General features: G+C 67.1%; 23 protein-coding genes, 1 tRNA gene and 1 pseudogene. 12 read left to right on the top strand and 13 right to left on the bottom strand.

Translation table 11 applies throughout. From position 1 onward, the window contains the following. The first annotated feature begins 15 nt into the window (after positions 1 to 15). Genes CJ179_RS18230 through CJ179_RS18220 form a run of 3 tightly spaced genes read left to right on the top strand, consistent with a single transcriptional unit; the run spans position 16 to position 2,134 of the window. Positions 16 to 342: a cupin domain-containing protein gene (locus CJ179_RS18230; protein WP_012689167.1), complete on the top strand. Its 327-nt coding sequence runs from the start codon at positions 16 to 18 to the stop codon at positions 340 to 342. Beyond that, a complete protein-coding gene (locus CJ179_RS18225) occupies positions 339 to 1,409 on the top strand; it encodes a tellurite resistance/C4-dicarboxylate transporter family protein (protein WP_095862436.1) in 1,071 nt (356 codons plus the stop codon). The genes CJ179_RS18230 and CJ179_RS18225 overlap by 4 nt, the downstream gene beginning before the upstream one ends. Beyond that, positions 1,406 to 2,134: a hypothetical protein gene (locus CJ179_RS18220; protein WP_072947169.1), complete on the top strand. Its 729-nt coding sequence runs from the start codon at positions 1,406 to 1,408 to the stop codon at positions 2,132 to 2,134. Before CJ179_RS18225 ends, CJ179_RS18220 begins: the two co-directional genes overlap by 4 nt. A 12-nt stretch (positions 2,135 to 2,146) precedes the next feature. Here the strand turns inward: CJ179_RS18220 and CJ179_RS18215 are convergent, their stop codons facing one another. Continuing rightward, positions 2,147 to 2,770 (bottom strand): Tat pathway signal protein, encoded by a 624-nt coding sequence (locus CJ179_RS18215; RefSeq protein ID WP_072947170.1) that lies wholly within the window; start codon positions 2,768 to 2,770, stop codon positions 2,147 to 2,149. Between the two features lie 117 nt (positions 2,771 to 2,887). Between CJ179_RS18215 and CJ179_RS18210 the strand changes: the two genes are divergently transcribed. Next, positions 2,888 to 4,534 carry a GAF domain-containing sensor histidine kinase gene (locus CJ179_RS18210; RefSeq protein WP_072947171.1) on the top strand — a complete coding sequence of 549 codons (1,647 nt, stop codon included), beginning with the start codon at positions 2,888 to 2,890 and terminating at the stop codon, positions 4,532 to 4,534. An 8-nt stretch (positions 4,535 to 4,542) separates the two neighbouring features. Here CJ179_RS18210 and CJ179_RS18205 read toward each other — a convergent pair whose 3' ends face one another. Then, positions 4,543 to 5,178 (bottom strand): response regulator transcription factor, encoded by a 636-nt coding sequence (locus tag CJ179_RS18205; RefSeq protein ID WP_072947172.1) that lies wholly within the window; start codon positions 5,176 to 5,178, stop codon positions 4,543 to 4,545. After that, complete coding sequence (locus CJ179_RS50600; protein WP_143548911.1) at positions 5,175 to 5,375, bottom strand: hypothetical protein; 201 nt, start codon at positions 5,373 to 5,375, stop codon at positions 5,175 to 5,177. The genes CJ179_RS18205 and CJ179_RS50600 overlap by 4 nt, the downstream gene beginning before the upstream one ends. Here CJ179_RS50600 and CJ179_RS18200 point away from each other — a divergent pair. Beyond that, positions 5,350 to 6,213 (top strand): nitroreductase family protein, encoded by an 864-nt coding sequence (locus CJ179_RS18200; protein WP_095862734.1) that lies wholly within the window; start codon positions 5,350 to 5,352, stop codon positions 6,211 to 6,213. The two genes, CJ179_RS50600 and CJ179_RS18200, sit on opposite strands and share 26 nt — an antisense overlap. Positions 6,214 to 6,236: 23 nt before the next feature. Next, positions 6,237 to 7,187 (top strand): acyl-ACP desaturase, encoded by a 951-nt coding sequence (locus CJ179_RS18195; protein ID WP_095862435.1) that lies wholly within the window; start codon positions 6,237 to 6,239, stop codon positions 7,185 to 7,187. 14 nt (positions 7,188 to 7,201) lie between these two features. On the opposite strand, the gene CJ179_RS18190 is transcribed toward CJ179_RS18195, so the two are convergent. From CJ179_RS18190 to CJ179_RS18180, 3 genes are all read right to left on the bottom strand, one after another. Beyond that, complete coding sequence (locus tag CJ179_RS18190) at positions 7,202 to 8,092, bottom strand: universal stress protein (protein WP_095862434.1); 891 nt, start codon at positions 8,090 to 8,092, stop codon at positions 7,202 to 7,204. Between the two features lie 50 nt (positions 8,093 to 8,142). Next, a complete protein-coding gene (locus tag CJ179_RS18185; RefSeq protein ID WP_012689174.1) occupies positions 8,143 to 9,183 on the bottom strand; it encodes an LLM class F420-dependent oxidoreductase in 1,041 nt (346 codons plus the stop codon). 73 nt (positions 9,184 to 9,256) lie between these two features. After that, entirely contained in the window at positions 9,257 to 10,141 is an 885-nt protein-coding gene (locus CJ179_RS18180; RefSeq protein WP_072947175.1) for a universal stress protein, read from the bottom strand. 248 nt (positions 10,142 to 10,389) lie between these two features. Between CJ179_RS18180 and CJ179_RS18175 the strand changes: the two genes are divergently transcribed. Together CJ179_RS18175 and CJ179_RS18170 are read left to right on the top strand one after the other, a co-directional pair. Then, the gene (locus tag CJ179_RS18175) at positions 10,390 to 10,863 is read left to right on the top strand and encodes an Rrf2 family transcriptional regulator (protein WP_095862433.1); all 474 of its coding nucleotides are present in this window, start codon (positions 10,390 to 10,392) and stop codon (positions 10,861 to 10,863) included. A gap of 1 nt (position 10,864) precedes the next feature. After that, a complete protein-coding gene (locus tag CJ179_RS18170) occupies positions 10,865 to 12,046 on the top strand; it encodes a globin domain-containing protein (RefSeq protein WP_095862432.1) in 1,182 nt (393 codons plus the stop codon). An 18-nt stretch (positions 12,047 to 12,064) separates the two neighbouring features. Here the strand turns inward: CJ179_RS18170 and CJ179_RS18165 are convergent, their stop codons facing one another. Then, positions 12,065 to 13,573, bottom strand: coding sequence for a hypothetical protein (locus tag CJ179_RS18165; RefSeq protein WP_095862431.1), 1,509 nt, complete (start codon positions 13,571 to 13,573; stop codon positions 12,065 to 12,067). A gap of 118 nt (positions 13,574 to 13,691) precedes the next feature. Here CJ179_RS18165 and CJ179_RS18160 point away from each other — a divergent pair, with 118 nt between their 5' ends. Beyond that, entirely contained in the window at positions 13,692 to 13,952 is a 261-nt protein-coding gene (locus CJ179_RS18160) for a hypothetical protein (protein WP_005251602.1), read from the top strand. A 4-nt stretch (positions 13,953 to 13,956) separates the two neighbouring features. Here CJ179_RS18160 and CJ179_RS18155 read toward each other — a convergent pair whose 3' ends face one another. Both CJ179_RS18155 and cycA read right to left on the bottom strand, forming a co-directional pair. Further along, positions 13,957 to 14,745, bottom strand: a complete 789-nt coding sequence (locus tag CJ179_RS18155; RefSeq protein ID WP_072947179.1) for a M23 family metallopeptidase — start codon at positions 14,743 to 14,745, stop codon at positions 13,957 to 13,959. Positions 14,746 to 14,858: 113 nt separating this feature from the next. Continuing rightward, positions 14,859 to 16,331, bottom strand: a complete 1,473-nt coding sequence (cycA, locus tag CJ179_RS18150; RefSeq protein ID WP_072947180.1) for a D-serine/D-alanine/glycine transporter — start codon at positions 16,329 to 16,331, stop codon at positions 14,859 to 14,861. Positions 16,332 to 16,464: 133 nt separating this feature from the next. On the opposite strand from cycA, the gene CJ179_RS18145 reads away from it, so the two are divergent. Then, complete coding sequence (locus CJ179_RS18145; RefSeq protein WP_095862430.1) at positions 16,465 to 16,716, top strand: hypothetical protein; 252 nt, start codon at positions 16,465 to 16,467, stop codon at positions 16,714 to 16,716. 86 nt (positions 16,717 to 16,802) lie between these two features. Here CJ179_RS18145 and CJ179_RS18140 read toward each other — a convergent pair. Together CJ179_RS18140 and CJ179_RS18135 are read right to left on the bottom strand one after the other, a co-directional pair. After that, positions 16,803 to 17,940, bottom strand: a pseudogene (locus CJ179_RS18140) (RNA-guided endonuclease TnpB family protein). An 87-nt stretch (positions 17,941 to 18,027) separates the two neighbouring features. Next, positions 18,028 to 18,798: a dienelactone hydrolase family protein gene (locus CJ179_RS18135; RefSeq protein WP_095862429.1), complete on the bottom strand. Its 771-nt coding sequence runs from the start codon at positions 18,796 to 18,798 to the stop codon at positions 18,028 to 18,030. 71 nt (positions 18,799 to 18,869) lie between these two features. Here CJ179_RS18135 and CJ179_RS18130 point away from each other — a divergent pair. Then, positions 18,870 to 18,942 (top strand) — tRNA-Arg (locus CJ179_RS18130). Positions 18,943 to 19,249: 307 nt separating this feature from the next. On the opposite strand, the gene CJ179_RS18125 is transcribed toward CJ179_RS18130, so the two are convergent. Next, the gene (locus CJ179_RS18125; RefSeq protein WP_072947184.1) at positions 19,250 to 19,669 is read right to left on the bottom strand and encodes a hypothetical protein; all 420 of its coding nucleotides are present in this window, start codon (positions 19,667 to 19,669) and stop codon (positions 19,250 to 19,252) included. Between the two features lie 54 nt (positions 19,670 to 19,723). Between CJ179_RS18125 and CJ179_RS18120 the strand changes: the two genes are divergently transcribed. Further along, positions 19,724 to 19,882: a hypothetical protein gene (locus CJ179_RS18120; protein WP_241031324.1), complete on the top strand. Its 159-nt coding sequence runs from the start codon at positions 19,724 to 19,726 to the stop codon at positions 19,880 to 19,882. 5 nt (positions 19,883 to 19,887) lie between these two features. On the opposite strand, the gene CJ179_RS18115 is transcribed toward CJ179_RS18120, so the two are convergent. Next, the gene (locus CJ179_RS18115) at positions 19,888 to 20,763 is read right to left on the bottom strand and encodes an amidohydrolase family protein (protein ID WP_095862732.1); all 876 of its coding nucleotides are present in this window, start codon (positions 20,761 to 20,763) and stop codon (positions 19,888 to 19,890) included. Positions 20,764 to 20,767: the final 4 nt, after the last annotated feature.

Here is a 20,767-nt window from a genome sequence, read left to right as displayed (position 1 = left end):
GTTCATACTCACAGCATGGACAAGAAGTCACTGACCGCCCTTGCCCGTCAGCAACTGAAGTTGGCAGGCGGGACGTCCAGCGGCCGCAGTTCGCAGACCGTGTACGGCGGGCATCGGCGTAGCCTCCGGCAGACCGTCGTCGCCCTGGCCGCGGGTCAGAAGATGGCCGAACACGAGAGCCCGGGCGAGGCCACCCTGTTCATTCTCAGCGGCAAACTGAACCTCGTGGCCGGCGAGGACTCGTGGAAGGGTTCCACCGGCGATCTGCTGGTCCTCCCGACGGACCGGCACAGCGTCGAGGCCATCGAGGATGTCGCGTTCCTGCTCACCGTCGCCATGTGACGGTCGTGCGCGATCGTCTCGAGGATTCCGTTCGGAGCCTGAACCCGGGCTACTTCGCGATCGTCATGGCCAGCGGGATCATCTCGGTGGGCATGAAACTGGGCGGATTCGACGTGCTCTCGGTTCTGCTGTTCATCGTCTGCGCCGCGGCCTACGTGACGCTGGTGATCCTCACGATCTGGCGGATCGCGGCGTATCGCCGTCAGGTCGTCGACGACCTGACGGACGCGAGCCGCGGATTCGGTTTCTTCACGTTCATCGCCGGGACCGATGTGTTCGGCGTGCGCCTGGCGATGGACGGCCACCACGCTGCCACCGCGGTGCTGCTCACCGTCGCCGGGCTGACCTGGATCGTGCTCGGCTACGTCGTCCCGTGGACCGCCGTCCTGGGCACGTCCGAACGTCCGGTGGTGGCACGTGCCAACGGAACCTGGTTCATCTGGGTGGTCGCCGCGCAGTCGGTGGCCGTGGCCGCCGCGACCCTCGAACCGGTGTACGACGGCGCCCGCCGGTTCCTGGCCGTGGTCGCCGTCTTCACCTGGTCGGTCGGGGTGTGCCTGTACGGCGCGGCGGGGATCTTCGTCGCCGCGCGGATGTTGCTGTATCCGCTGCGGCCGCGCGACCTCACGGCGCCGTACTGGGTGGCGATGGGTGCGTGTGCGATCACCGTCCTCGCCGGCGCCCGCATCGTCGAGATGGAGGACGCGCCGATGGTGAACGCCACACGTGGGCTCATCGGCGGATTCGCGGTGGTGTTCTGGGCGTTCGCGACCTGGCTCATCCCGGTCCTGGTGGCCGCCGGATGGTGGCGTCACATCGCGAACAAGGTGCCGCTGCGCTACGACGCCACCGTGTGGAGCATCGTCTTCCCCCTCGGCATGTACGCGGTCGCCGGCATCTACCTGGGCCGGGCGGATCACATCCCGCTCGTCGGTATGGTCGGTAGTGCCGAACTGTGGTGTGCATTCACCGTGTGGTGCGTGGCGTTCGTCGTCATGGTGGTGCATCTCTGGCGGTCGGTGGTGCAGGTCGGACCGGCAACAGTGGAGACGCAGGAGAGCGCATGACGGAAACCCCACCCGTGATCGAGGTATCGGTGGCTGCGGCGCCGTCGGTCGTATGGCCTGCCCTGCGCGACCCGGAGTTGCTTCGCCGCTGGCACGGCTGGGACTGCGAGGGCCTGGACGACGAGATCAGGGAAATCTACTTCGGCGACGACGTGACGGAGGACGCCGAGGCCTTCATCCTCGCCCTCGGCGGCGCCGACCGGTTCAGCCTCCACGAGCTCGACGGCACCACGCTGGTGCGGATCACCCGGCCGCCCCGGGGCGCCGATCCCGCCGCCGACGACTGGTACGACGACGTCACCGAGGGCTGGACCACGTTTCTGCAGTTCCTCAAGTTCGGCATCGAACGGCACGGACTCGACGAGCGTCGCACACTGTTTCTGCAAGGCCCGGTCGCGGACGGAGATTCGGCGCGGCACCTGCTCGGCCTCGACAAGCTCGCGGGCCTGACGGTGGGCGATCACTTCACCGCGGTCGCCGACACGGGCGACCTGCTGCACGGGGTGGTGTGTTTCGTCGGCGAGCACCAGACCGCGGTGAGCGTCGACGATCTCGGCCCCGGACTGTTGCAGTTCGGCGAGCAGCCCGTCAACGCGGCGCGTCCGAACGGCGGTGCGCAGATCCTCCTGGCCGCCTACGGCCTGGACGACGAGGAGTGGGCCGAACTCGCGCAGCGCTGGACGGAGTGGTGGCAGGCCCGGCCGGGGGCCGAACCTGCCACCTGAGTTGTCGACCGGTCAGGCGAGCACGGTGCCCAGGGTGGGCCACCAGATCGTGCTCTTGACGACGTTCGGCCCCACCTGGTGGTTCAGCGAGCCGTACACGGCCGCGACGACCAGGCCGCTGCCGAGTCCGGCGACCGGGGCCGTGGACACGACAGTGGGCACCGCGACGTTGTTCTGGTCCAGCTTCACGATGCCGCTGGCACCGGTGGCGAAGCTGTAGTACACGACGTCGAGTTCGGCGCCGGTCTGGTCGTTCGCGATGACGCCCGGTCCGCCGAAGAAGCCGAAGCGGAACTGGTTGCTCATGTTGGTCGCCACACCCGCTCCGTACAGCTGTCCGAGAACGGGACCGCCCTGCCCGGTGTCGGAGTACGCCGGGACCTGGAAGATCTGACCCGGCAGGGCGATGTTCGTCGCCGCCGTGTCGGTCGGGGATGCGGCAAGTCGCTCGATGGCGGCCTCCGCCTCGGGGTTTCCGGCGGCCACGGTGCGCAGCTTCGTGATCGCGGTCGCCGGGTCGACGACGGGAGCGGAATCTGCGGGCTGCGCCGACACGACACCGGTGAACATCATCGTCGCTGCCACTGCAGCGGTCAGACCTGCCGCGATACGTCGTGCGAAGTGCCGTCGATTCATTCTTCTTCTCCCTCGTCACGTCAATGGGTAAGCATTAGTTCGGATGAGTAAACACTCGAGCTCTTATCGACGCCGTGGTTCGCGGTGTTACGCCTCCCTCAGACCTATGCTGCTGGCATGGGATCGGATGGTGGGCACGAGGCGAGGATCAGTGAGTTCCGGGAGGGGCTCGCCGACGTGGTCCCCACCCGCCGAAGTCTGCAGCGCCTGTTCGAGGCGGTCCTCGTGGTCGGGTCGGGGCTGGAGCTGGATTCCACCCTGCAGCGCATCGTCACTTCGGCCACGTCCCTCCTCGGGGCCCGCTACGGCGCGCTCGGTGTCCACGCCCCCGACGGCGGGCTCTCGGAGTTCGTCTACGAGGGCATCACGCCGGAGGAGCGTGCGCGCATGGGCCACCTGCCCGAGGGCCGCGGGCTGCTGGGACTGCTGGTCCACGACCCCCGCCCGGTGCGCCTCGCCAACCTGGCCGATCACCCGGGGTCGATCGGCTTCCCGCCCAATCATCCACCGATGAAGAGCTTTCTGGGCATGCCGATCATGATGCGGGGCAAAGTTTTCGGAAGCATCTATCTCACCGAGAAACTCAGCGGACCCGAGTTCACCGACGAGGACGAGGTCATTCTGCGCGCGCTCGCGACGTCGGCAGGCGTGGCGGTGGAGAATTCCCGGCTGTTCGAGGAATCGCGGACGCGGGAGCGGTGGTTGACGGCCGTCGCGGCGATCACCTCCCGGCTGATGGTCGGCGGATCACTCGACGAAACGCTGCACACGCTCGCCGCCGAGGTACGCGAACTGTCCAGCGGTGACGAGGTCTTCATCGTCGTCACGCTCGGCGAGGGCGCGGTGGTCGGGGCGGACAGCACGGTGCGGCCGCTGCGCACCAACTTCCGAAGCGCCACCCAGGCCGAACCGTTCGCCGAAGTGCTGCGCTCCCGCACCCCCGCACTGCTGACGGGGATCGACGGTCTCGCACCGTTCTCCGCCGAGGCGGGCCGGGCCGCGGTGCTGCCGCTGTCGACGGCGTCGGGGGTCGGCGGGGTCCTGGTGGTCACGGCGCGCGGCACCGCTCCGTGGGATCCGGACGAGGTGGCCCGGCTCGAATCGGTGGCCGACCTCGCCGCCGTCGCGGTGGAGTTCGCCGATCAGCAGAGCAAGCAACGTCTGCTGTCGGTGCTCGCCGACCGCGACCGGATCGCGCGCGACCTGCACGACAACGTGATTCAGCGGTTGTTCGCCACCGGCATGAGCCTGCAGAGCACGCACGCGGTCGGGGACGTTCCGGACGGCGTGCGCTCCATCGTCTCCACTGCGGTCGAGCAACTCGATCGGACGGTGCGCGAGATCCGCACCACCATCTTCGATCTGCAGGCCACCGGCATCGCGTCGGCGACCAGTCTGCGCCGCCGCCTGCTCGACGTGATCGGCGACCTCACCTCCCATTCGCCGGTCGCGCCGAACGTCCAGTTCACCGGCGCCATCGACACTCTCGTGCCCAGCCGCATCCACCCGCATGCGGAGGCGGTGTTGCGCGAAGCCCTGAGCAACGCGCTGCGGCACGCGCGGGCCACCACCATCGACATCTCGGTGGCCGCCGCGGACGACCTCGTTGTCACCGTCGCGGACGACGGCATCGGGATCGCCGACGGCGCCCGGCGCAGCGGACTGGACAATCTCGATCGGCGCGCCGAGCACTGCGGCGGCACCTGCACCGTCGATTCCGCCGACGGGGGAACCGTCGTCACGTGGCGGGTACCGTTGACGTGACGAAACTGTCAGTGCTCTTTGCGTAACTCGGTGGCCAGCACCGCCGCCTGCGTGCGCCGCTGCATCCCCAATTTGGACAACAGCCGCGACACGTAGTTCTTGATCGTCTTCTCGGCGAGGAAGAGCCGCTCGGCGATCTCCCGGTTGGTGAGCCCCTCGCCGATCAGGTCGAACACGGCGCGTTCCTGCTCGGACAGTTGCGCCAGCGGGTCGTCCCGGCGGGCGGACCTGATCCGGTTCATCAGCGCCGACGTCGCCCTGCTGTCGAGCAGCGAACCGCCCTCCCCGACCGTCCGCACGGCCGCCACCAGGTCGGTGCCGAGGATCTGCTTCAGGACGAATCCGGACGCCCCGGCCATGATGGCGTCGAACAGCGCCTCGTCGTCGGAATACGACGTCAGCATCAGGCACCGCAGTTCGGGCAGCGCAGCGCGCAGGTCCCGGCACAGCTCGACACCGTTGCCGTCCGGCAACCGGACGTCGAGCACGGCGACGTCGGCGCCGCTGCCCGGGATCCGCGCCATCGCCTCACCGACCGACGCGGCCTCCCCGACCACCTCGAGGTCGGGCACGCTGCCGAGTAGATCGACCAGGCCTCGTCGCACGATCTCGTGGTCGTCGACCAGGAACACCCGCGTGGTCATGTGTGCACCTCCACCGTCTTCTCTTCGAACCGTACCGCGCACACCCCGGGTATCCACCGATCCGGGACCTCTCCCGCACACAACGGGACCTTCGACCCCAGCGCGGACACGCCGGCGACCGGAAGGCTGAGGATGCGGGGGAACACCCGGACACCACTACTGGAGGTCGCGATGAACAGCTGGTCGCTCAGTGACATCGAGGTGGTCTCCCGCGCCATCGTCTCGGCTCCGTCGGTCCACGACACGCAGCCGTGGGATCTGCGGCTGGAGGGCAGGTGCGCGCAGATCAGCGAGCGCCGCGGCTTCACGGACACACCGCGCGCCGACCGCGTGATCTCGTGTGGCGCTGGTGTCGCGAACGTGGAACTCGCGTTGCGGGCACTCGGCAGACAGATCGAGACCGATCTGCTGCCCGATCCGCGCCGGCCCGAACTCGTCGCAACCCTTCGCGCAGTGGGGACGGCTTCGCCGTCGAGCACCGATTTGAGGCTCTTTTCCGCCATGGCCCGCCGCCGAAGTCATCGAGAGGCGTTCGCCGACATACCGGTTCCCGCGGCCACCGTCGCCGACATCGTCGGCGCGGCCGAGATGGAGGGTGTCTGCGCTCGCCTGCTCGCCGCGGACGAGGCGCCCGCGCTCGCCGACGTGCTCCTCTATTCCGCCGACCGGGTTCGGCAGGATCCGGGCCACCAGCGCGATCTCTTCCCGTGGACGTCGCATTGGCTGCCGCGGGGCGGTCACGAGTCTTTCGACACGATCCGCACCGTCGTCACCCGCGGCGTCCCCGATTCGGCACGCCTCGCCGCCGCCATCGAGAGCGAGACCGTCCTCGTGTTCGCATCGGACACGCAGGAGTCGATCGACCTGGTCCGCACCGGAATCGCGGTCGAACGTGCATGGCTCACCGCCGTCGACGCCCGGCTCGGCGCCTCCGTTCTCTCCCACCCGCTGCGCGTCGACGACTCGGCTCCTCGGCTCGCGAATCGGCTGAACCTGCCGGGCCATCCCCAGCTGATCCTGCGAATCGGATACTGACAGAACAGAAACGGAGCGCCATTGTGAGCCGCGTACTCACGGACCGCGAACTGCTGCACGAACTCGAGGACGTTGCGGAAGACAACGTCAACCGGCACCTCGCCATGGCCAGGGACTGGCACCCCCACGACTACGTTCCGTGGGACGACGGCCGCAACTTCGCGGCGCTGGGCGGCGAGGACTGGGATCCGGAACAATCCCAGCTCAGCGACACCGCGCGGGCGGCGATGATCACCAATCTGCTGACCGAGGACAATCTGCCGTCCTATCACCGCGAGATCGCCCAGCACTTCTCACTCGACGGCGCGTGGGGCACGTGGGTGGGCCGGTGGACCGCGGAGGAGAACAAGCATTCGATCGTGATGCGGGACTATCTGGTCGTGACACGAGGGGTCGACCCGGTAGCGCTCGAGCATGCTCGAATGGCCCACATGACACAGGGCTTCGATCCCGGCGGCGGGTCGATGCTCGATTCGGTGTCGTATGTGACGTTCCAGGAACTGGCCACCCGGGTGTCGCACCGCAACACGGGTAAGGCATGCGGTGATCCGGTCGCGGACCGCATGCTCGCCCGGGTGGCAGCCGACGAGAACCTGCACATGATGTTCTATCGCAACATCGTCGGCGCAGCCCTGGACTTCGCTCCCGATCAGGCGATCGCCGCGATCCACAAGGTGGTGACCAACTTCCAGATGCCCGGCGCGGGCATGCACAACTTCCGCCGCAACGCGGTCCTGATCGCGAAGGGCGGCATCTACGACCTGCGCCAGCACCTCGACGACGTCGTACTGCCCGTGCTTCGAAAGTGGAACATGTTCGAGCGCAACGATTTCGGTCCGGACGGGGAACGCTGCCGCGAGGAGCTGGCGACGTTCCTGCACGGCATGGAGGCCAAGGCATCCCGGTTCGAGGAGTCCCGGGATCGCGCACTCGCCCGCGAGGCCCGTCTCGGCGAACGCATCGCGGCCCGCTGACGCACCTCGAAGACCTAGCTGTCCGGCCGGACGATCATCACCGGGCAGTCCGCGGTGTGGAGCAATGCGTTGCTGGTGGAGCCCAGCAGCATTCCCTTGAAACCACCCCGGCCGCGGCTGCCCACGACGATCAACTGCGCCTTCTCGGCGAATTCGCTGAGCACCCGCACGGGGCGGTCGCGCGCGACGACGCGTTCGACCGTCACGTCCGGATACCGCTCCTGGTACCCGGCGAGGCGCTCCGACAGCACCACTTCCTCGCCCGTCTGAATGCTGCTCCACAGCGGGTCGTCCGGGCTGGCGCCGAGCGACGGCTGCACACTCACATCGCTCCACACGTTGACCGCGACCAGGCTCGCACCCCGGGCGGCGGCCTGCTCGAACGCCACTTCCAACGCGGCCCTGCTGCTTTCCGAACCGTCGACACCGACCACGATCGGTCCCTCGGTCGGCGGCTGCCCGTCCATGGTGCGCCCCCGCACGACCACCAGCGGGCAGTGGCCGTGCGCGGCGACCGCGGACGTCGTGGAACCGATCAGCAGGCCGGTGAACTCGCCGTGCCCGCGCGAGCCGAGCACCACCATGTGGGCGTTGGCGGACAGTTCGATGAGTGTCTGACTCACCTTGGCCTCGAACTGTTCGGTGGTGATGTCGAGCGGCTCGTCCACCGTCTGCTTGGCGTGCACCCGCGCACTGCCCAGCCGGGCCTTCGCCGTGTCCTCGAGTTCTTCCTTGAAGCTCTCGGCCAGATACGGCTCGGTGTAATAGAAGGCGGGAATGTGGACCACTGTCACGATGTGCAGCGGGAGCGACAGTGCGGCGGCGGCCCGCGCGGCCCACGCCACGGCGGCCGACGCCGACTCGGATCCGTCCACACCCACGACGATCGGCTTGATTCCGGTCATGGTCACCTTTCCTGATTCTTCCGGCTGTGCACTGCTGAGGTGTGCGGGTGCTACCCGCAGATCTTGCGGAGCTTCTCGACCAACGCGACACGACCCGCACGATCCGCGGCGAGCGGTGTGACGGTGAGCGTGGTGACCCCGGACTCGGCGAACGCGGCCACCCGCTCCGCGACGTAGCTCTCCGGACCGATCAGCGACACGGCCCGCACCAGGTCGTCCGGCACCGCGGCGGCGGCCTCGTCCTTCTTGCCCGACAGGTAGAGGTCCTGGATGGTCTCGGCTTCCTTCTCGTAGCCGTACCGGACCGCGAGGTCGTTGTAGAAGTTCTTGCCCTTCGCGCCCATGCCGCCGATGTACAGGGCCAGACCGGGGCGGACCCAGTCGAGCATGTGGTCGACGTCGTCGCCGATAGCGAGGGCGGGCGACGCGAAGACCTGCAGGTCGCCGAGGCTCGGGTCGCGCTTCGCCTTACCCTTGGCCAGCGGCTCGCCCCATACGCTCGCGGCCTTCTCCGGGTGGTAGAAGATGGGTTCCCAGCCTTCGGCGATCTCGGCGGTCAACTCCACGTTCTTCGGTCCGAGGGAGGCGATGACGATCGGGATGCGGTCACGCACAGGGTGGTTGATGATCTTCAGCGGCTTGCCCAGCCCGGTGCCCTTCTCGGCGGGCAGCGGAATCTGGTAGTACTTGCCCTGGAACTCGACCTTCTCGCGGCGCCACACCTTGCGGCAGATCTCGACGACCTCGCGGGTGCGTCCGAGCGGGGCGTCGTATTTGACGCCGTGGAAACCCTCGATCACCTGCGGACCGGAGGCGCCGAGTCCCATCACGAAGCGTCCGTCCGACACGAAGTCGAGGCCGGCGGCCGTCATCGCGGTCAGGCTCGGCGTGCGGGTGTAGATCTGGAAGATGCCCGAAGCGAGTTCCAGGGTGGTGGTCTTGGCGGCGAGGTAGCCGATCTGGCTCACCGCGTCGAACGAGTAGGCCTCGGGCACGAACGCGATGTCGAGTCCGGCTTTCTCCAGGTCGGCGACCTCGTCGACCGTCTCGGCGAAACCGCCGCTGTAGTTCAAGCCCATACCTATGCGCACGTCGTTCCCCAATCCTGGCGTTACCTGCAACCTGTTCCTGCTTCGTTCCAGAACACTACTGCGCGTAGTCGCCTCAGGGGCGTGCAGGCCTCACGACGACTACCGGGCAATGCGCACCACCGACCAGGCTGTTGCTGGTCGAACCGAGCAGCATCCCCTTGAATCCTCCGCGCCCCCGGCTGCCGACGACCAGCAGTTGCGCCTTCTTCGACCAGTCGAGCAACCGTGCCCGCGGATTGTCGATGTACACCTCGCGGGTGACCCGCACGTCGGGGTATTTCTCCTGCCAGCCGGCGAGGCTCTCGGCGAGGACGGCACGTTCGTCCTCCTCGAGTCCCTGCGGCACGAGGGCCGCGGCCCGCGGATCCTCGAACGCCTTCGATCCGAGGTCGCTCCACACGTGGACGGCCACGAGCGGAGCATTCCGCATCGACGCTTCCTGGAAGGCCACCGAGATCGCCCGCTCACTGGTGGCGCTGCCGTCGACGCCGACCACGACGGGCCCGTTCGCGTGGGCGTCGCCGCGGACCACGACGACCGGGCAGTGCGCGTGGCTGGTGACGTTGATCGCCGTGTTCCCGAGCAGCGCGGTGGCCGCCGCCCCGGACCCGGACGCGCCGACCACCACGATCCGGGCGTTCTCGGACAGGTCGACGAGCCACTGAGCGCTGCTCCCGATCGACAGTTCGGTGCAGACCTCGATGATGGGATTGACCGCGAACGCCCGCTCCTGCGCCTCGGCGAGAATCGCCTTGCCACTCGCCTCGACCCACTCGTACACGCCGCCCGAATCCATGTACGGGCCACCGAACCCATACGGAGCGAAGTCGAGTGCGTGGATGATCTTCAGGTTCAGTCCACGTTCGGTGGCGAGTTCGGCAGCCATCCGGACAGCGGACTTCGAGCTGTCCGATCCGTCGACGCCGACGACGACGCTGTTGCGGTCCCGTGTGCTCATGGCTTCACACTATCCCCGGCCTCCTTTTCGCGTCTGCCGCCCTTCACCTTTCGACGTGGGGACTTAAGTCCCCATCGATTCGGGCTCTCCGGCCGTAGCCGCAGCGGCCCGATTAGGCGATGATGAGAAATGGAGGCGTGTGTCTCGTCGAATATTACTGGGCCACTGACTTTTTCGGCCCAGAAAATCTCGAGCGATCTCGGTCACAAATTTGGTACCCGAGATGCGAATTAAAGTACGTTCGGGTCATGCAACTCACACAGTTCACCGACCTCGGACTGCGGGTGGTCATGCGACTGGCCGTGGCCGGGGACGGCGAACGGCCGGGTAGCCGGGCGATCGCCGAGGAACTGTCGGTGTCGTACACCCACGCCGCCAAGGTGATCACCAGGCTCGGCGAACTCGGCATCGTCGACGCACGCCGCGGACGCGCCGGCGGCCTGGCCATCACCGAACTCGGGCGCACCGCGTCCGTCGGCTGGCTCGCCCGCCGACTCGAAGGCGACGCGGAGGTCGTCGACTGCGACGGCGCCCAGCCGTGCCCGCTGCGATCGGGGTGCCTGCTGCGGTCGGCGCTCCGGCGCGCGCAGAACGCGTTCTTCGAGTCGCTGAACGGCCTCACCGTCGAAGACCTCACCCGAACCCCCACCGGAACCGTGCTGCTCGCCCTCCCCCGGGTGGCCACCTCAACTTCCCAGTTTTCTCGAACGATCGGAGAATGACATGCTCTCGCCCACCTCGACGGACGTCATCCGCGCCACCCTGCCCGTGGTCGGCGCCGCGATCTCGGACATCACGACGCTGTTCTACCGCAAGATGTTCGACGCTCATCCCGAACTCGAACGAGACCTGTTCAACCGCGGGAACCAGAAGCAGGGCGAACAGCAGAAGGCGCTGGCCGGCGCCATCGCCGCGTTCGCCGCCCTCCAACTCGAGCCCGATCAGGCGCGTGTCGACCTCATCCTGTCGCGGATCGCCAACAAGCACGCCTCGCTGGGGATCGAACCCTCCCAGTACGCGATCGTGCACACCCACCTGTTCGCGGCCATCGTCGAGGTCCTCGGCGACGCCGTCACTCCCGAGGTCGCTGCCGCCTGGGACGAGGTGTACTGGCTGATGGCGGAGACCCTGATCGCGATGGAGGCCGGACTGTACGCCTCGGCGGGAGTGGCCGCCGGTGACGTGTGGCGCGACGTGCGGGTCCGCGAGCGCAGGCACGAGTCCGCGGACACGGTGTCGTTCGTGCTCACCTCCGTCGACGGCTCGCCGCTTCCGTCGTTCGCTCCGGGGCAGTACCTCTCCGTCGCCGTTCGCCTGCCGGACGGCGCACGCCAGATTCGCCAGTACAGCCTGTCGTCGGCCCCGTCGCGCGGCGACTGGAGGATCTCGGTGAAACGCGCCGGCGAGGTGTCGAACTTCCTGTACCACAATGTCTTCGAAGACGACGTCTTGACGGTGTCGACGCCGTTCGGCGATCTCGTCCTGCAGGACGACGACGCACCACTGCTTCTGGTGTCCGCGGGCATCGGGTGCACCCCGATGATCGGGATGCTCAGCCACCTCGCCGACACCGACGACAGCCGCCCGATCTCGGTGCTCCACGCCGACCGGTCCGCCAGCAGTCACGCGCACCGCGCGGAGCTCACCGAACTGGTGGAACGTCTGCCGTTCGCGGTGATGCACCGCTGGTACGAAGACCTGGGCACCCGACGTCCCGTGGGCGGCCTGCGGGAGGGACGGGCCGACCTCGGCGAGGTCACGATCGCGCCCGGCACCCGCGCCTACCTGTGCGGCCCGCTGCCCTTCATGCTGGGAATACGCGAAGCGCTCCTCGCCAAGGATGTGCCCGCCGAGAACATCCACTACGAGGTGTTCGGCCCCGACAGCTGGTCGGCCACCGTGTGACTGCAGGCGCGGCGCCGTTCACACCGGCCAGGTGTGGACGGGGCTGCCCTCACGCATGTTCTCCACGTACTGACGCAACATAGCGGCCAGGGCTTCCCGGCGGCTCAGGCCGGCGTTTTCGTGCCGGACCACCTGCGCGCGCTGCCACGACGCCCCCGTCTGCCGGGTGAGGCACCGGCCCTCGATGACGCTGAGGTACCGGTCGCGGGCCTTCGCCGACAACCCGAACGCCGCGAGTCCTTCGTCTGCGATGGGCAGCAGCCGCCGCAGGACGAGTTCGTCGGCGCCCGCGAACCCGACACCGGGCCAGTACAGTTCGGCGTCCATGCCGTATTTCGCGCCGGCGTGCAGGTTCTCCTCGGCGGCGTTGAACGACATCCGCGACCACACCGGCCGATCCGATTCGGCGAGCCCGCGCAGCGCGCCGTAGTAGAACGCGGCGTTCGCCATCGTGTCGAGCACGGTCGGGCCCGCGGGCAGCACCCGGTTCTCGATGCGCAGGTGCGGTTTGCCGTCGTCGCTGTCGTACACCGGGCGGTTCCACCGGTAGATGGTGCCGTTGTGCATCTGCAGTTCGTTGAGGTCCGGCACCCGGCCCGCGTCGAGTTCGGCCGACGGGTCGACGTCGGACACCTCCGGCAGCAGCGCCGGGAAGTACCGGGAGTTCTCCTCGAACAGGTCGAAGACCGACGTGATCCACCGCTCGCCGAACCACACGCGCGGCCGCACACCCTGGTTCTTCAACTCCAGCGGACGCGTATCGGTGGCCTGCGCGAAGATCGGGATGCGGGATTCGTGCCACAACGCCTTGCCTGCCATGAACGGTGCGTTCGCCGCGAGCGCCACCTGGGCGCCTGCCAGGCACTGCGCGGCATTCCAGTGGGCGGCGAATTCGTCCGGCGCGACGCGCAGGTGCAACTGCAGCGACGTGCACGCGGCCTCCGGGAGCACCGAATTGGCGTCCACCTTCAGCTGTTCGGCAGACCGCCCCTCGAGCGGCACGCCCTCGAGGTCGAGTTCGATGTCCTCTCCGCGCGCGGCGAAGATCTGGTCGTTGAGCTGCTCGTAGCGGGGGTTCGCGGTGATCCACTCGCGGCCGAGATGCTCGAGTTCCAGCGTCGGCAGCATGCCGACCATCACCAACTGGGCGTCGTGGCCGTGGATCCGGGCGTCGGCGACGTGCAGCGACGCCCGCAGGGTGCGTTCGAGCTCGAACGTCCCCTCACCGTTCAGCGGACCGGGGCGGACGTTCATCTCGACGTTGAACTGGCCGAGCTCGGTCTGGAACACGGCATCGTCGTCGATCGACTCGAGGACCGCGAGATTGGACATCGCGGGCGTCATGTCGGAGTGGACGAGATTGAACTCGATCTCCATGCCCAGCATGGGCCTCGGCGGGTCGACGTCGTCGGCGAACGCCCCCTCCCGCAGCATCCTCTCGAGCGCGTCGACGCACATGAGCACCTTCTGCCGGAACAGGCGCCGGTCTTCTCGGGTGAATGTCCGAGACGTCACTTCGCGACCCATACCACTCCCCAACTGCGCGTCGAACTGCGCTCACGGGGGAGCATATCCGTTCAGCCCGCGCGAATGCGGGATGGCGGGCTAACCTCGAACCAGACGCTGGTGAGCGGAAGGACCGGAGATGACGCCTGATACCGACTCCAAGAAGAAACCAGAGTTCTCCGTGGGCACGCGCGTGAAAACGCGGCACTCGGCCGATCACGAACTGGCCGAGAAGAAGTGGCCCCTGGAGGCCGGCGTCATCGTCGACGATTTCGCCGGCGTCCAGGACATCAGCAACGATTCGTACGGCCGGGACTGGGCCGTGTCACGCCGCTGGGCGATCGCCCTCGACAGCGGACCACTCGTGTTCCGCAACGACGACGATCTCGAGCCGGAGTAGGCCCTTACGCGTTGGCGCCCGCGTTGCCCCAGGTGACGGACACGCCGCGCTCCTGCAGCCAGCGGCCAGGATCGATCTTGTTTCCGTTCGCGTCGTGCACCTCGAAGTGCAGGTGCGGTCCGGTGGACTGGCCGCGGTTGCCGACGTGGGCGATTTCCTGCCCTGCGGTGACGCGCTGCCCCACGCTCACGGTGTAGTCGTTGACGTGTCCGTAGACGGTGACGGTGCCGTCGTCGTGCAGCAGACGCACCCACAGTCCGAAGCCGGACGCCGCGCCGGCGTCGATGACCTGGCCGTCGGCCGCTGCGAGCACCGACGTGCCGATGGGCGCCGCGATGTCGATGCCGCCGTGGTGGGCTCCCCAGCGGGAACCGAAGTCGGAGGTCAGCTTGCCCGACACCGGCTGAACCGTGTGGGGCTTGACCGGGTTGACGGAGGACAGCCACTGCTGAGCCTGGGCGCCGAGGTCCGGGCCCCCGAGGTTCTGGGCGGCGGTGCCCAGGTCTGCGGGCAATTCGAAGCCGGCGGGAAGGACACCGGCCGGGATCTCGAACGGCAGGCCCGGCAGGGTCTGCGCACCGTTCGTCTCGTGGGAGTCGACGGGGGCGGCGGCGGCGTTTCCGGCACCCAGCTGGGCTGCACCGACGACGATGGCTCCGGTGGCGGCCGCGACAGTCGCGGCCTTGATGCCCACACCCGCTCCGGCCTGCTGGTTGCGATGGCGCCCGCGCGCCGCGTCCGGATCGATCTCGAAGCGAATGGAAGACCCGCTCGCCCGGTGGTGGGAACCCACAGTAAATACCTCGTCAGTCGTCGGATTGCAGCCCTCCCCGTCCGGGGTGGGCTCCTCTGTCTGGCGACGAATGTAACAAAACGATATAGGTCCGCGCCACCGTTACCGAACGTTTATGTTCGGCGCTCCTCGAGTTCCGCCTTGAAGGCGGCGTACCGAGCGCGGTGCGGGGCGCGCCGGCGAATTACCGCCCACGCGATCCCGAGCACGATGAACCATACCGGGGTGACGAGGAGCGCCTCGAGGGTGTCGTCCTCCTGGGTCAGGGCCCAGATGAGAAAGACGAAGAACGCCAGCACGACCCAGCACATCACCACCCCGCCGGGCATCTTGAACTTCGAGGCCTCGTGCAGTTCGGGGCGGCGCTTCCGGTACACGAGATAGCTGGCCAGGATCATCGTCCACACGAAGATGAACAGCACCGATGAGATTGTCGTCACAGTCGTGAACGCCTCGATGACCGAGTCGCCGGAGAACAGCAGCGCGATCGCCGACAGCAGGAAGGCGCACGAGAACATCAGCGCGTTGGCCGGGACCTTGCGGGAGCTGAGCCTACCGAGTCGGGCCGGTGCGTCCCCCTCCTGCGCGAGGCCGTAGACCATCCGGGACGTCGAATAGATTCCCGAGTTGGCCGAGGACGCCGCGGACGTCAGCACCACGAACTGGATGACTCCCGCCGCGATTCCCAGACCTGCGAGCGTGAACATCGCCGTGAAGGGGCTCTCCCCGGGGACGACCTCACGCCACGGCGTGACCGAGATGATCACGATCAGCGACACCACATAGAACAGCAGGATGCGGATCGGGATGGAGTTGATCGCCTTCGGCAGGTTCTTCTCCGGATCCTTCGCCTCGGCCGCCGTGGTGCCGACGAGTTCGATACCGACGAACGCGAAGACCGCGATCTGGAATCCGGCCACGAAGCCCATCGCGCCGGTCGGGAACATGCCGCCGTCGTTCCACAGGTTGTCGAATCCCGCCTCCGAGCCGCCCGGCGACGTGAAGTGCGTGAACACCATCACGAGTCCGACGACGATGAGGCTGAGGATGGCGATGATCTTGATCAGCGCGAACCAGAACTCGGTCTCGCCGAACGCCCGGACTGTCGGCAGATTCAGCAGCAGCAGCGCCGCGATGGCGATCAGCGCCGGGATCCACAGCTGGAGGTCGGGCCACCAGTACCGCACGTAACCGGAGATCGCGATGATGTCGGCGATCCCCGTGACGATCCAGCAGAACCAGTACGTCCACCCCGTGAAGAACCCGGCCCAGGGGCCGAGCAGGTCTGCCGTGAAGTCGGAGAACGACTTGTAGTGCAGGTTGGAGAGCAGCAACTCCCCCATTGCCCGCATCACGAAGAACAGCATGAAGCCGATGATCATGTAGACGAAGATCACCGACGGTCCGGCCAGCGAGATCGTCTTCCCGGACCCCATGAACAGGCCCGTGCCGATTGCTCCGCCGATCGCGATCAGCTGGATGTGCCGGTTGGCGAGCTGCCTGGAGAGATGCGGTTCGCCGCCCGCTCCCGTCCCTGGGTCGCCGCCCGATCCGATCGAGTCCGTCGAGGAAGTGCGGTCAGCCATGGAACACCTGCAACCCTTCTCAGTCCTTGCTGTCACCGTCCGAAAGCGTGCGTCACGTTACGCCGGGGACTTGACAGAAGCCGAGTAGCTAAGGCTAACCTCATTTCGTTACTTCGAGGCGAGGAGCCTGCACATGATCGAGGACCTGATCGAGATCGCGTACGCCCAGGGCGCTGTCACCTGTGTGGCTCAGGCCGCAGGCGGCGTCGACGAGTACGAACTCGCTCGGGTCGATTCGGTCGCGTCCAGCGTCACGGTGTCGGTACGGGCCGACGGCAAATTCGCGAAGGCCACGAGCATCGAGGGATACCTCAGCCTCGGCCAGGTCGTCCGGGCGTGCGGACTCGACTACGGGCACGCCACCCGCCAGTACATCCACTGTTGACGTCCTCTCGGCCGTGAACGACCGAGATTCCCCCCGGGACTCGCGTCCCGAGGTTCCTGTTTCACCGACGGTTGCCTCCCCGCACCTCATGTGCGGGGCGGTCTCACACCGTCTCCGCAGGCTGCCACCGCCAGTCCGACGGCCAAAATATTCCTTGCCGCGTTCACATCCCGATCATGGACCGCGCCGCACCGGCACGTCCACTCCCGCACGTCCAGCGGCATCGCCAAGGCGACCGCCCCGCACACCGAGCAGGTCTTCGACGACGGATGAAACCGGTCGATCACCACCACCCGCCGCCCATACCAGTCGGCCTTGTACTCGAGCATCGACCGGAACTCGGACCACCCCGCATCCGAGATCACCCGAGACAACAACCGATTCTTCACCATATTCCGCACACTCAGATCCTCGATGGCGATCACTTGATTTTCGCGCACCAAACGAGTGGAAAGTTTGTGCAGATAATCGCGGCGCCGATCAGCGATCCGACCATGAATCTTCGCGACCTTCAGTCGGGCCTTCGCCCGGTTCCGGGACCCTTTCTCCTTCCTGGCCAGCACATGCCTTCGCCAGCCGCTCACGATCCGTGCGCTCGTGTCGCGGGTTGGTGATCTTCTCCCCCGTCGACAGCGTGTACAGGCTCGTGATCCCGGCGTCGAGCCCGACCACCCGATCGGCCGGCTCGAGTTCGCTGATCGTGTCCTCGACGAGGATCGAGATGTGGTACTGACCACGAGCATTACGCGACACCGTCACCTGCGACGGCACCGCCCCCTCCGGCAGCGGCCTCGACCACCGAACGTCCAGGGGTTCGGACTGCTTGGCCAACCGGATCTGCCCGCCGCGGTAGGTGAAGCAGTTCGAGAAGTAGGTCGCCGACTCCTTCGACTGGCCCTTCTTCTTGAACTGCGGGTAGCCGGTCTGCTTGCGCCAGAACCTCTCGAACGCACCCTGCAACTGCCGCAGCGACTCCTGCAGCGGCCCCTTCGACGGCTCCGCCAACCACTCCGTCTCGACATCGCGTTTCCATCCGGTGAGCATCTTCGAGGTGTCCGCGTAGGTGACCCGTCGCTGCTCCTGCGACCAGGCACGCGAGCGCTCGGCCAACGCCCGGTTGTAGACATACCGGGTGCACCCGAACGTCCGAGCAAGCTGTTCCGCCTGCACCACAGTCGGATAGAAACGAAACTTGAACGCCCGCTTCACCACCCTCCCCGCCATAACCCAGACACTAACCCCAGGGTCCGACACAACCAGATCAGCTATCCCGGACCTCAAGGACCGGGTCTGCGCCGAAAGACTCACGGATCAACCCAGGTGCTCCCCGAAGAAACCGTCGATTCTGGTCCACGCATCGGCGGCGGCTTCCGGGTCGGGCACCATCCCCGTGACCTTCATCAGGGGACGCATCACCTTCGGTCCGGCCAGTGCGTCGTTCAGGAACGTATGGCCGGCCGTCGGATACTCCTTCACGTCGTGGACCACACCGGCCCGGGTCAGCGCCGACTCCAACTTGGCCGCCGCGTTCCGCAGGGCGAAGTCCTTCCCGCCGTAACTGGCCACCACCGGACACGCCCCCGCCACCGCCGCGTCCAGGTGACGCGGCAAGACCCCGTAGTTCGGGGCTGCCGCGTCGAACCCGGTGCGCAGGGTCATCAGGGCGAACCCGCCGCCCATGCAGAACCCGATGACCCCGATCTTCCCCGTGCAGTCCGAAGACCCGGACAGCCACTGACGCGCAGCCTCGATGTCCCCGTACGCCCGGCCCTTCCCCGAGAGCATCGCCCGCATCGTCGACACCAGGCAACGTCGCGCACCGCCCGCACTGAACAGATCCGGCGCCAGAGTCAGAAACCCCGCCGACGCCAGCCTGTCCGCCTGACGCCGCATCACGTCGTCCAAACCGAACGCCTCGTGCACCATCACCACACCCGGCCACGGACCCTCACCCGACGGCCTCGCCAGATAGCCGTGCAAGTTCGGCGAACCGTCGTGCCGCGCAGCGAGGTCGGTCAAGTCGATCTCGGACATGTGCGTCTCCCGTTCCGTCGTCACTTCCAGAACTTCTGCGACAACCATGCCCTCCCCATCGCGAGCGCACCACCATTCCCGCTACACTCACCTCGGTGTGCGCCCCGCGCGTGCACCGCGCCTTCGTAGCTCAGGGGATAGAGCAACCCTCTCCTAAAGGGTAGGTCGCAGGTTCGAATCCTGCCGAGGGCACTCTCCTGCATACGGTCGTCCACGCGCCTCTGCTGCGGTAACGCAGGTCACGCCGCGGGCGATACGACGGGTAGGTCGGGACGACCGAGGAGAGTCTCATGAACCGGGTGGACATCGCCATGTTCCCACCGCCGATCGCCAACCTGCTGCGCCTGTTGGCCGCGCCGACGAGCAACGGGGCGGGATCATGATCGGCATGCTGCCCGACCTGCCGTACATGGGGTTGGACTGGGAGTTCTTCTTCCCGACCAATCTGTACATCGCGTTCATCAACTGGTGGAATCCTTTCTAGCGCACGGTAGCCCGGTCAGCGGGGCCCGCGTACGCGCCGCCACCACCTGGCCTTCCGCTCCGCCTTCTCTGCCTCCTCCATCTCGTGCCGCATCTGCTTCAGGACTGCCGGGGCCTCGAGCGCGCTGAACGCCCGGGATTCGGTTCTGAACTCCTTCAGGTACGTGCAGCACACGAATCCAGGGCCGAGCGAGCCGAGAGAGAAGGGAATCGACACCAGCAACCAGTTCCCGCCGTACGCGTGGCCGAGCGTCACACAGATCAGGGCGACAGCACCCAAGGCGAACTGGAGATACAGGAACTTCCCGCCCTGCCGCCTGGCATGTTCCATCCCCGACAGGTGATAGTCCATGTTCAGCCTGTGGATCTCGATCTCCCGCTGGGTCCGAATGATGTAGTCGTCGAACGTCTCGCCGTCATTGAGATAGTCATCCATCGGGCCGCCTTCGTCGCGTGGGAATCGCAGCGTAGGCGTGCCCACCGACATGTCGTGGACAGCCATAATCTTTGCGTAAGGGCGACGCCGCCATCATGGTCTTTCAGCGACGACGGCGACTACGACCGGCCGACGCTCCGGGACGAGACCGTCGGTCACGGCACCTCTCTCAGCGTCGGCAGCGACGGCGAGGTCGACGAGGGCGGCGAATGACGGTGTCAGTCGATCGCGAAGAGCCGCGCCGCGTTGTCGTGGCACACCGCCCGCAGCCACGGCTCGCCGAGGTCGAATCGGGTGAGACCCTCGAGCGCGTCGAGGTACGGGTACGGGATGTTGGGGAAGTCGCTGCCGAACACGATTCGTTCCTGCAGTTCCGACAGGCGGTGCACCTGGTCGCGCGGAAACGGTGTGGCCGCTTCGGTGTAGTCCGTGAACGTCATCGTGGTGTCGAGATACACATTGGAGTACTGGTCGGCCAAGTCCAGGAATTCCCGGTACTCCGGCAGCCCCATGTGGGCGATGATCAGGTACAGCCGCGGGTACCGCGACAGCAGTTCAGCGATCGGGCCCGGGCCCGTGTGGGTGCCGGGCGCGGGCCCCGATCCGCAGTGGATGACCACGGGGACACGCGCCTCCTGCAGCACACCCCACACGAGGTCGAGGAGGGCATCGTTCGGCGAGTAGTCGCCCACCTGGATGTGGGACTTGAACACACGCGTCCCCGACTCGATCGCCTCCGCGACGTACGCGGCCGCGGACTCCTCCGGGTAGAACGTGGACGTCCGCAGGCAGTCGGGGGTCTGCGCGGCGAATTCGGCCGACCACTGGTTGAGCCACGCGGCCATCTCCGGCTTGTGCGGGTAGATCATCGACGTGAACCGGCGGACACCGAACCCGCGGAGGTGCTCGACGCGGACGTCCTCTTCGTGCCGGTAGTGGATGGGCCACTCACGTCCGGTGAGGGGACCGACGGCGTCGAAGTAGCCCCACACCTTCTCCATCACGTTCGCGGGCATGAAATGGGTGTGGACGTCGATGATGCCGGGCAGCCCCAGCGCACGCCAGAACTCCCGCACCCGCAGATCCTCGGACAACACT

The organism is Rhodococcus sp. ACS1 (assembly GCF_002300155.1).
Taxonomy (GTDB): domain Bacteria; phylum Actinomycetota; class Actinomycetes; order Mycobacteriales; family Mycobacteriaceae; genus Rhodococcus_F; species Rhodococcus_F koreensis.
The sequence above is the reverse complement of the archived record's forward strand: the minus strand, read 5'-3'. Positions and strand labels throughout refer to the sequence as shown.

Excerpts from the sequence above, each read along its gene's own strand:
- CJ179_RS18160 (WP_005251602.1), top strand. The coding sequence starts at position 13,692 with ATGACGCCTGATACCGACTCCAAGAAGAAACCAGAGTTCTCCGTGGGC.
- CJ179_RS18220 (WP_072947169.1), top strand. The coding sequence starts at position 1,406 with ATGACGGAAACCCCACCCGTGATCGAGGTATCGGTGGCTGCGGCGCCG.
- CJ179_RS18125 (WP_072947184.1), bottom strand. The coding sequence starts at position 19,669 with ATGGATGACTATCTCAATGACGGCGAGACGTTCGACGACTACATCATT.
- CJ179_RS18210 (WP_072947171.1), top strand. The coding sequence starts at position 2,888 with ATGGGATCGGATGGTGGGCACGAGGCGAGGATCAGTGAGTTCCGGGAG.
- CJ179_RS18135 (WP_095862429.1), bottom strand. The coding sequence starts at position 18,798 with ATGGTTGTCGCAGAAGTTCTGGAAGTGACGACGGAACGGGAGACGCAC.
- CJ179_RS18190 (WP_095862434.1), bottom strand. The coding sequence starts at position 8,092 with ATGACCGGAATCAAGCCGATCGTCGTGGGTGTGGACGGATCCGAGTCG.
- CJ179_RS18200 (WP_095862734.1), top strand. The coding sequence starts at position 5,350 with ATGAACAGCTGGTCGCTCAGTGACATCGAGGTGGTCTCCCGCGCCATC.
- CJ179_RS18175 (WP_095862433.1), top strand. The coding sequence starts at position 10,390 with ATGCAACTCACACAGTTCACCGACCTCGGACTGCGGGTGGTCATGCGA.
- cycA (WP_072947180.1), bottom strand. The coding sequence starts at position 16,331 with ATGGCTGACCGCACTTCCTCGACGGACTCGATCGGATCGGGCGGCGAC.
- CJ179_RS18145 (WP_095862430.1), top strand. The coding sequence starts at position 16,465 with ATGATCGAGGACCTGATCGAGATCGCGTACGCCCAGGGCGCTGTCACC.
- CJ179_RS18180 (WP_072947175.1), bottom strand. The coding sequence starts at position 10,141 with ATGAGCACACGGGACCGCAACAGCGTCGTCGTCGGCGTCGACGGATCG.
- CJ179_RS50600 (WP_143548911.1), bottom strand. The coding sequence starts at position 5,375 with ATGTCACTGAGCGACCAGCTGTTCATCGCGACCTCCAGTAGTGGTGTC.
- CJ179_RS18165 (WP_095862431.1), bottom strand. The coding sequence starts at position 13,573 with ATGGGTCGCGAAGTGACGTCTCGGACATTCACCCGAGAAGACCGGCGC.
- CJ179_RS18215 (WP_072947170.1), bottom strand. The coding sequence starts at position 2,770 with ATGAATCGACGGCACTTCGCACGACGTATCGCGGCAGGTCTGACCGCT.
- CJ179_RS18170 (WP_095862432.1), top strand. The coding sequence starts at position 10,865 with ATGCTCTCGCCCACCTCGACGGACGTCATCCGCGCCACCCTGCCCGTG.
- CJ179_RS18230 (WP_012689167.1), top strand. The coding sequence starts at position 16 with ATGGACAAGAAGTCACTGACCGCCCTTGCCCGTCAGCAACTGAAGTTG.
- CJ179_RS18205 (WP_072947172.1), bottom strand. The coding sequence starts at position 5,178 with ATGACCACGCGGGTGTTCCTGGTCGACGACCACGAGATCGTGCGACGA.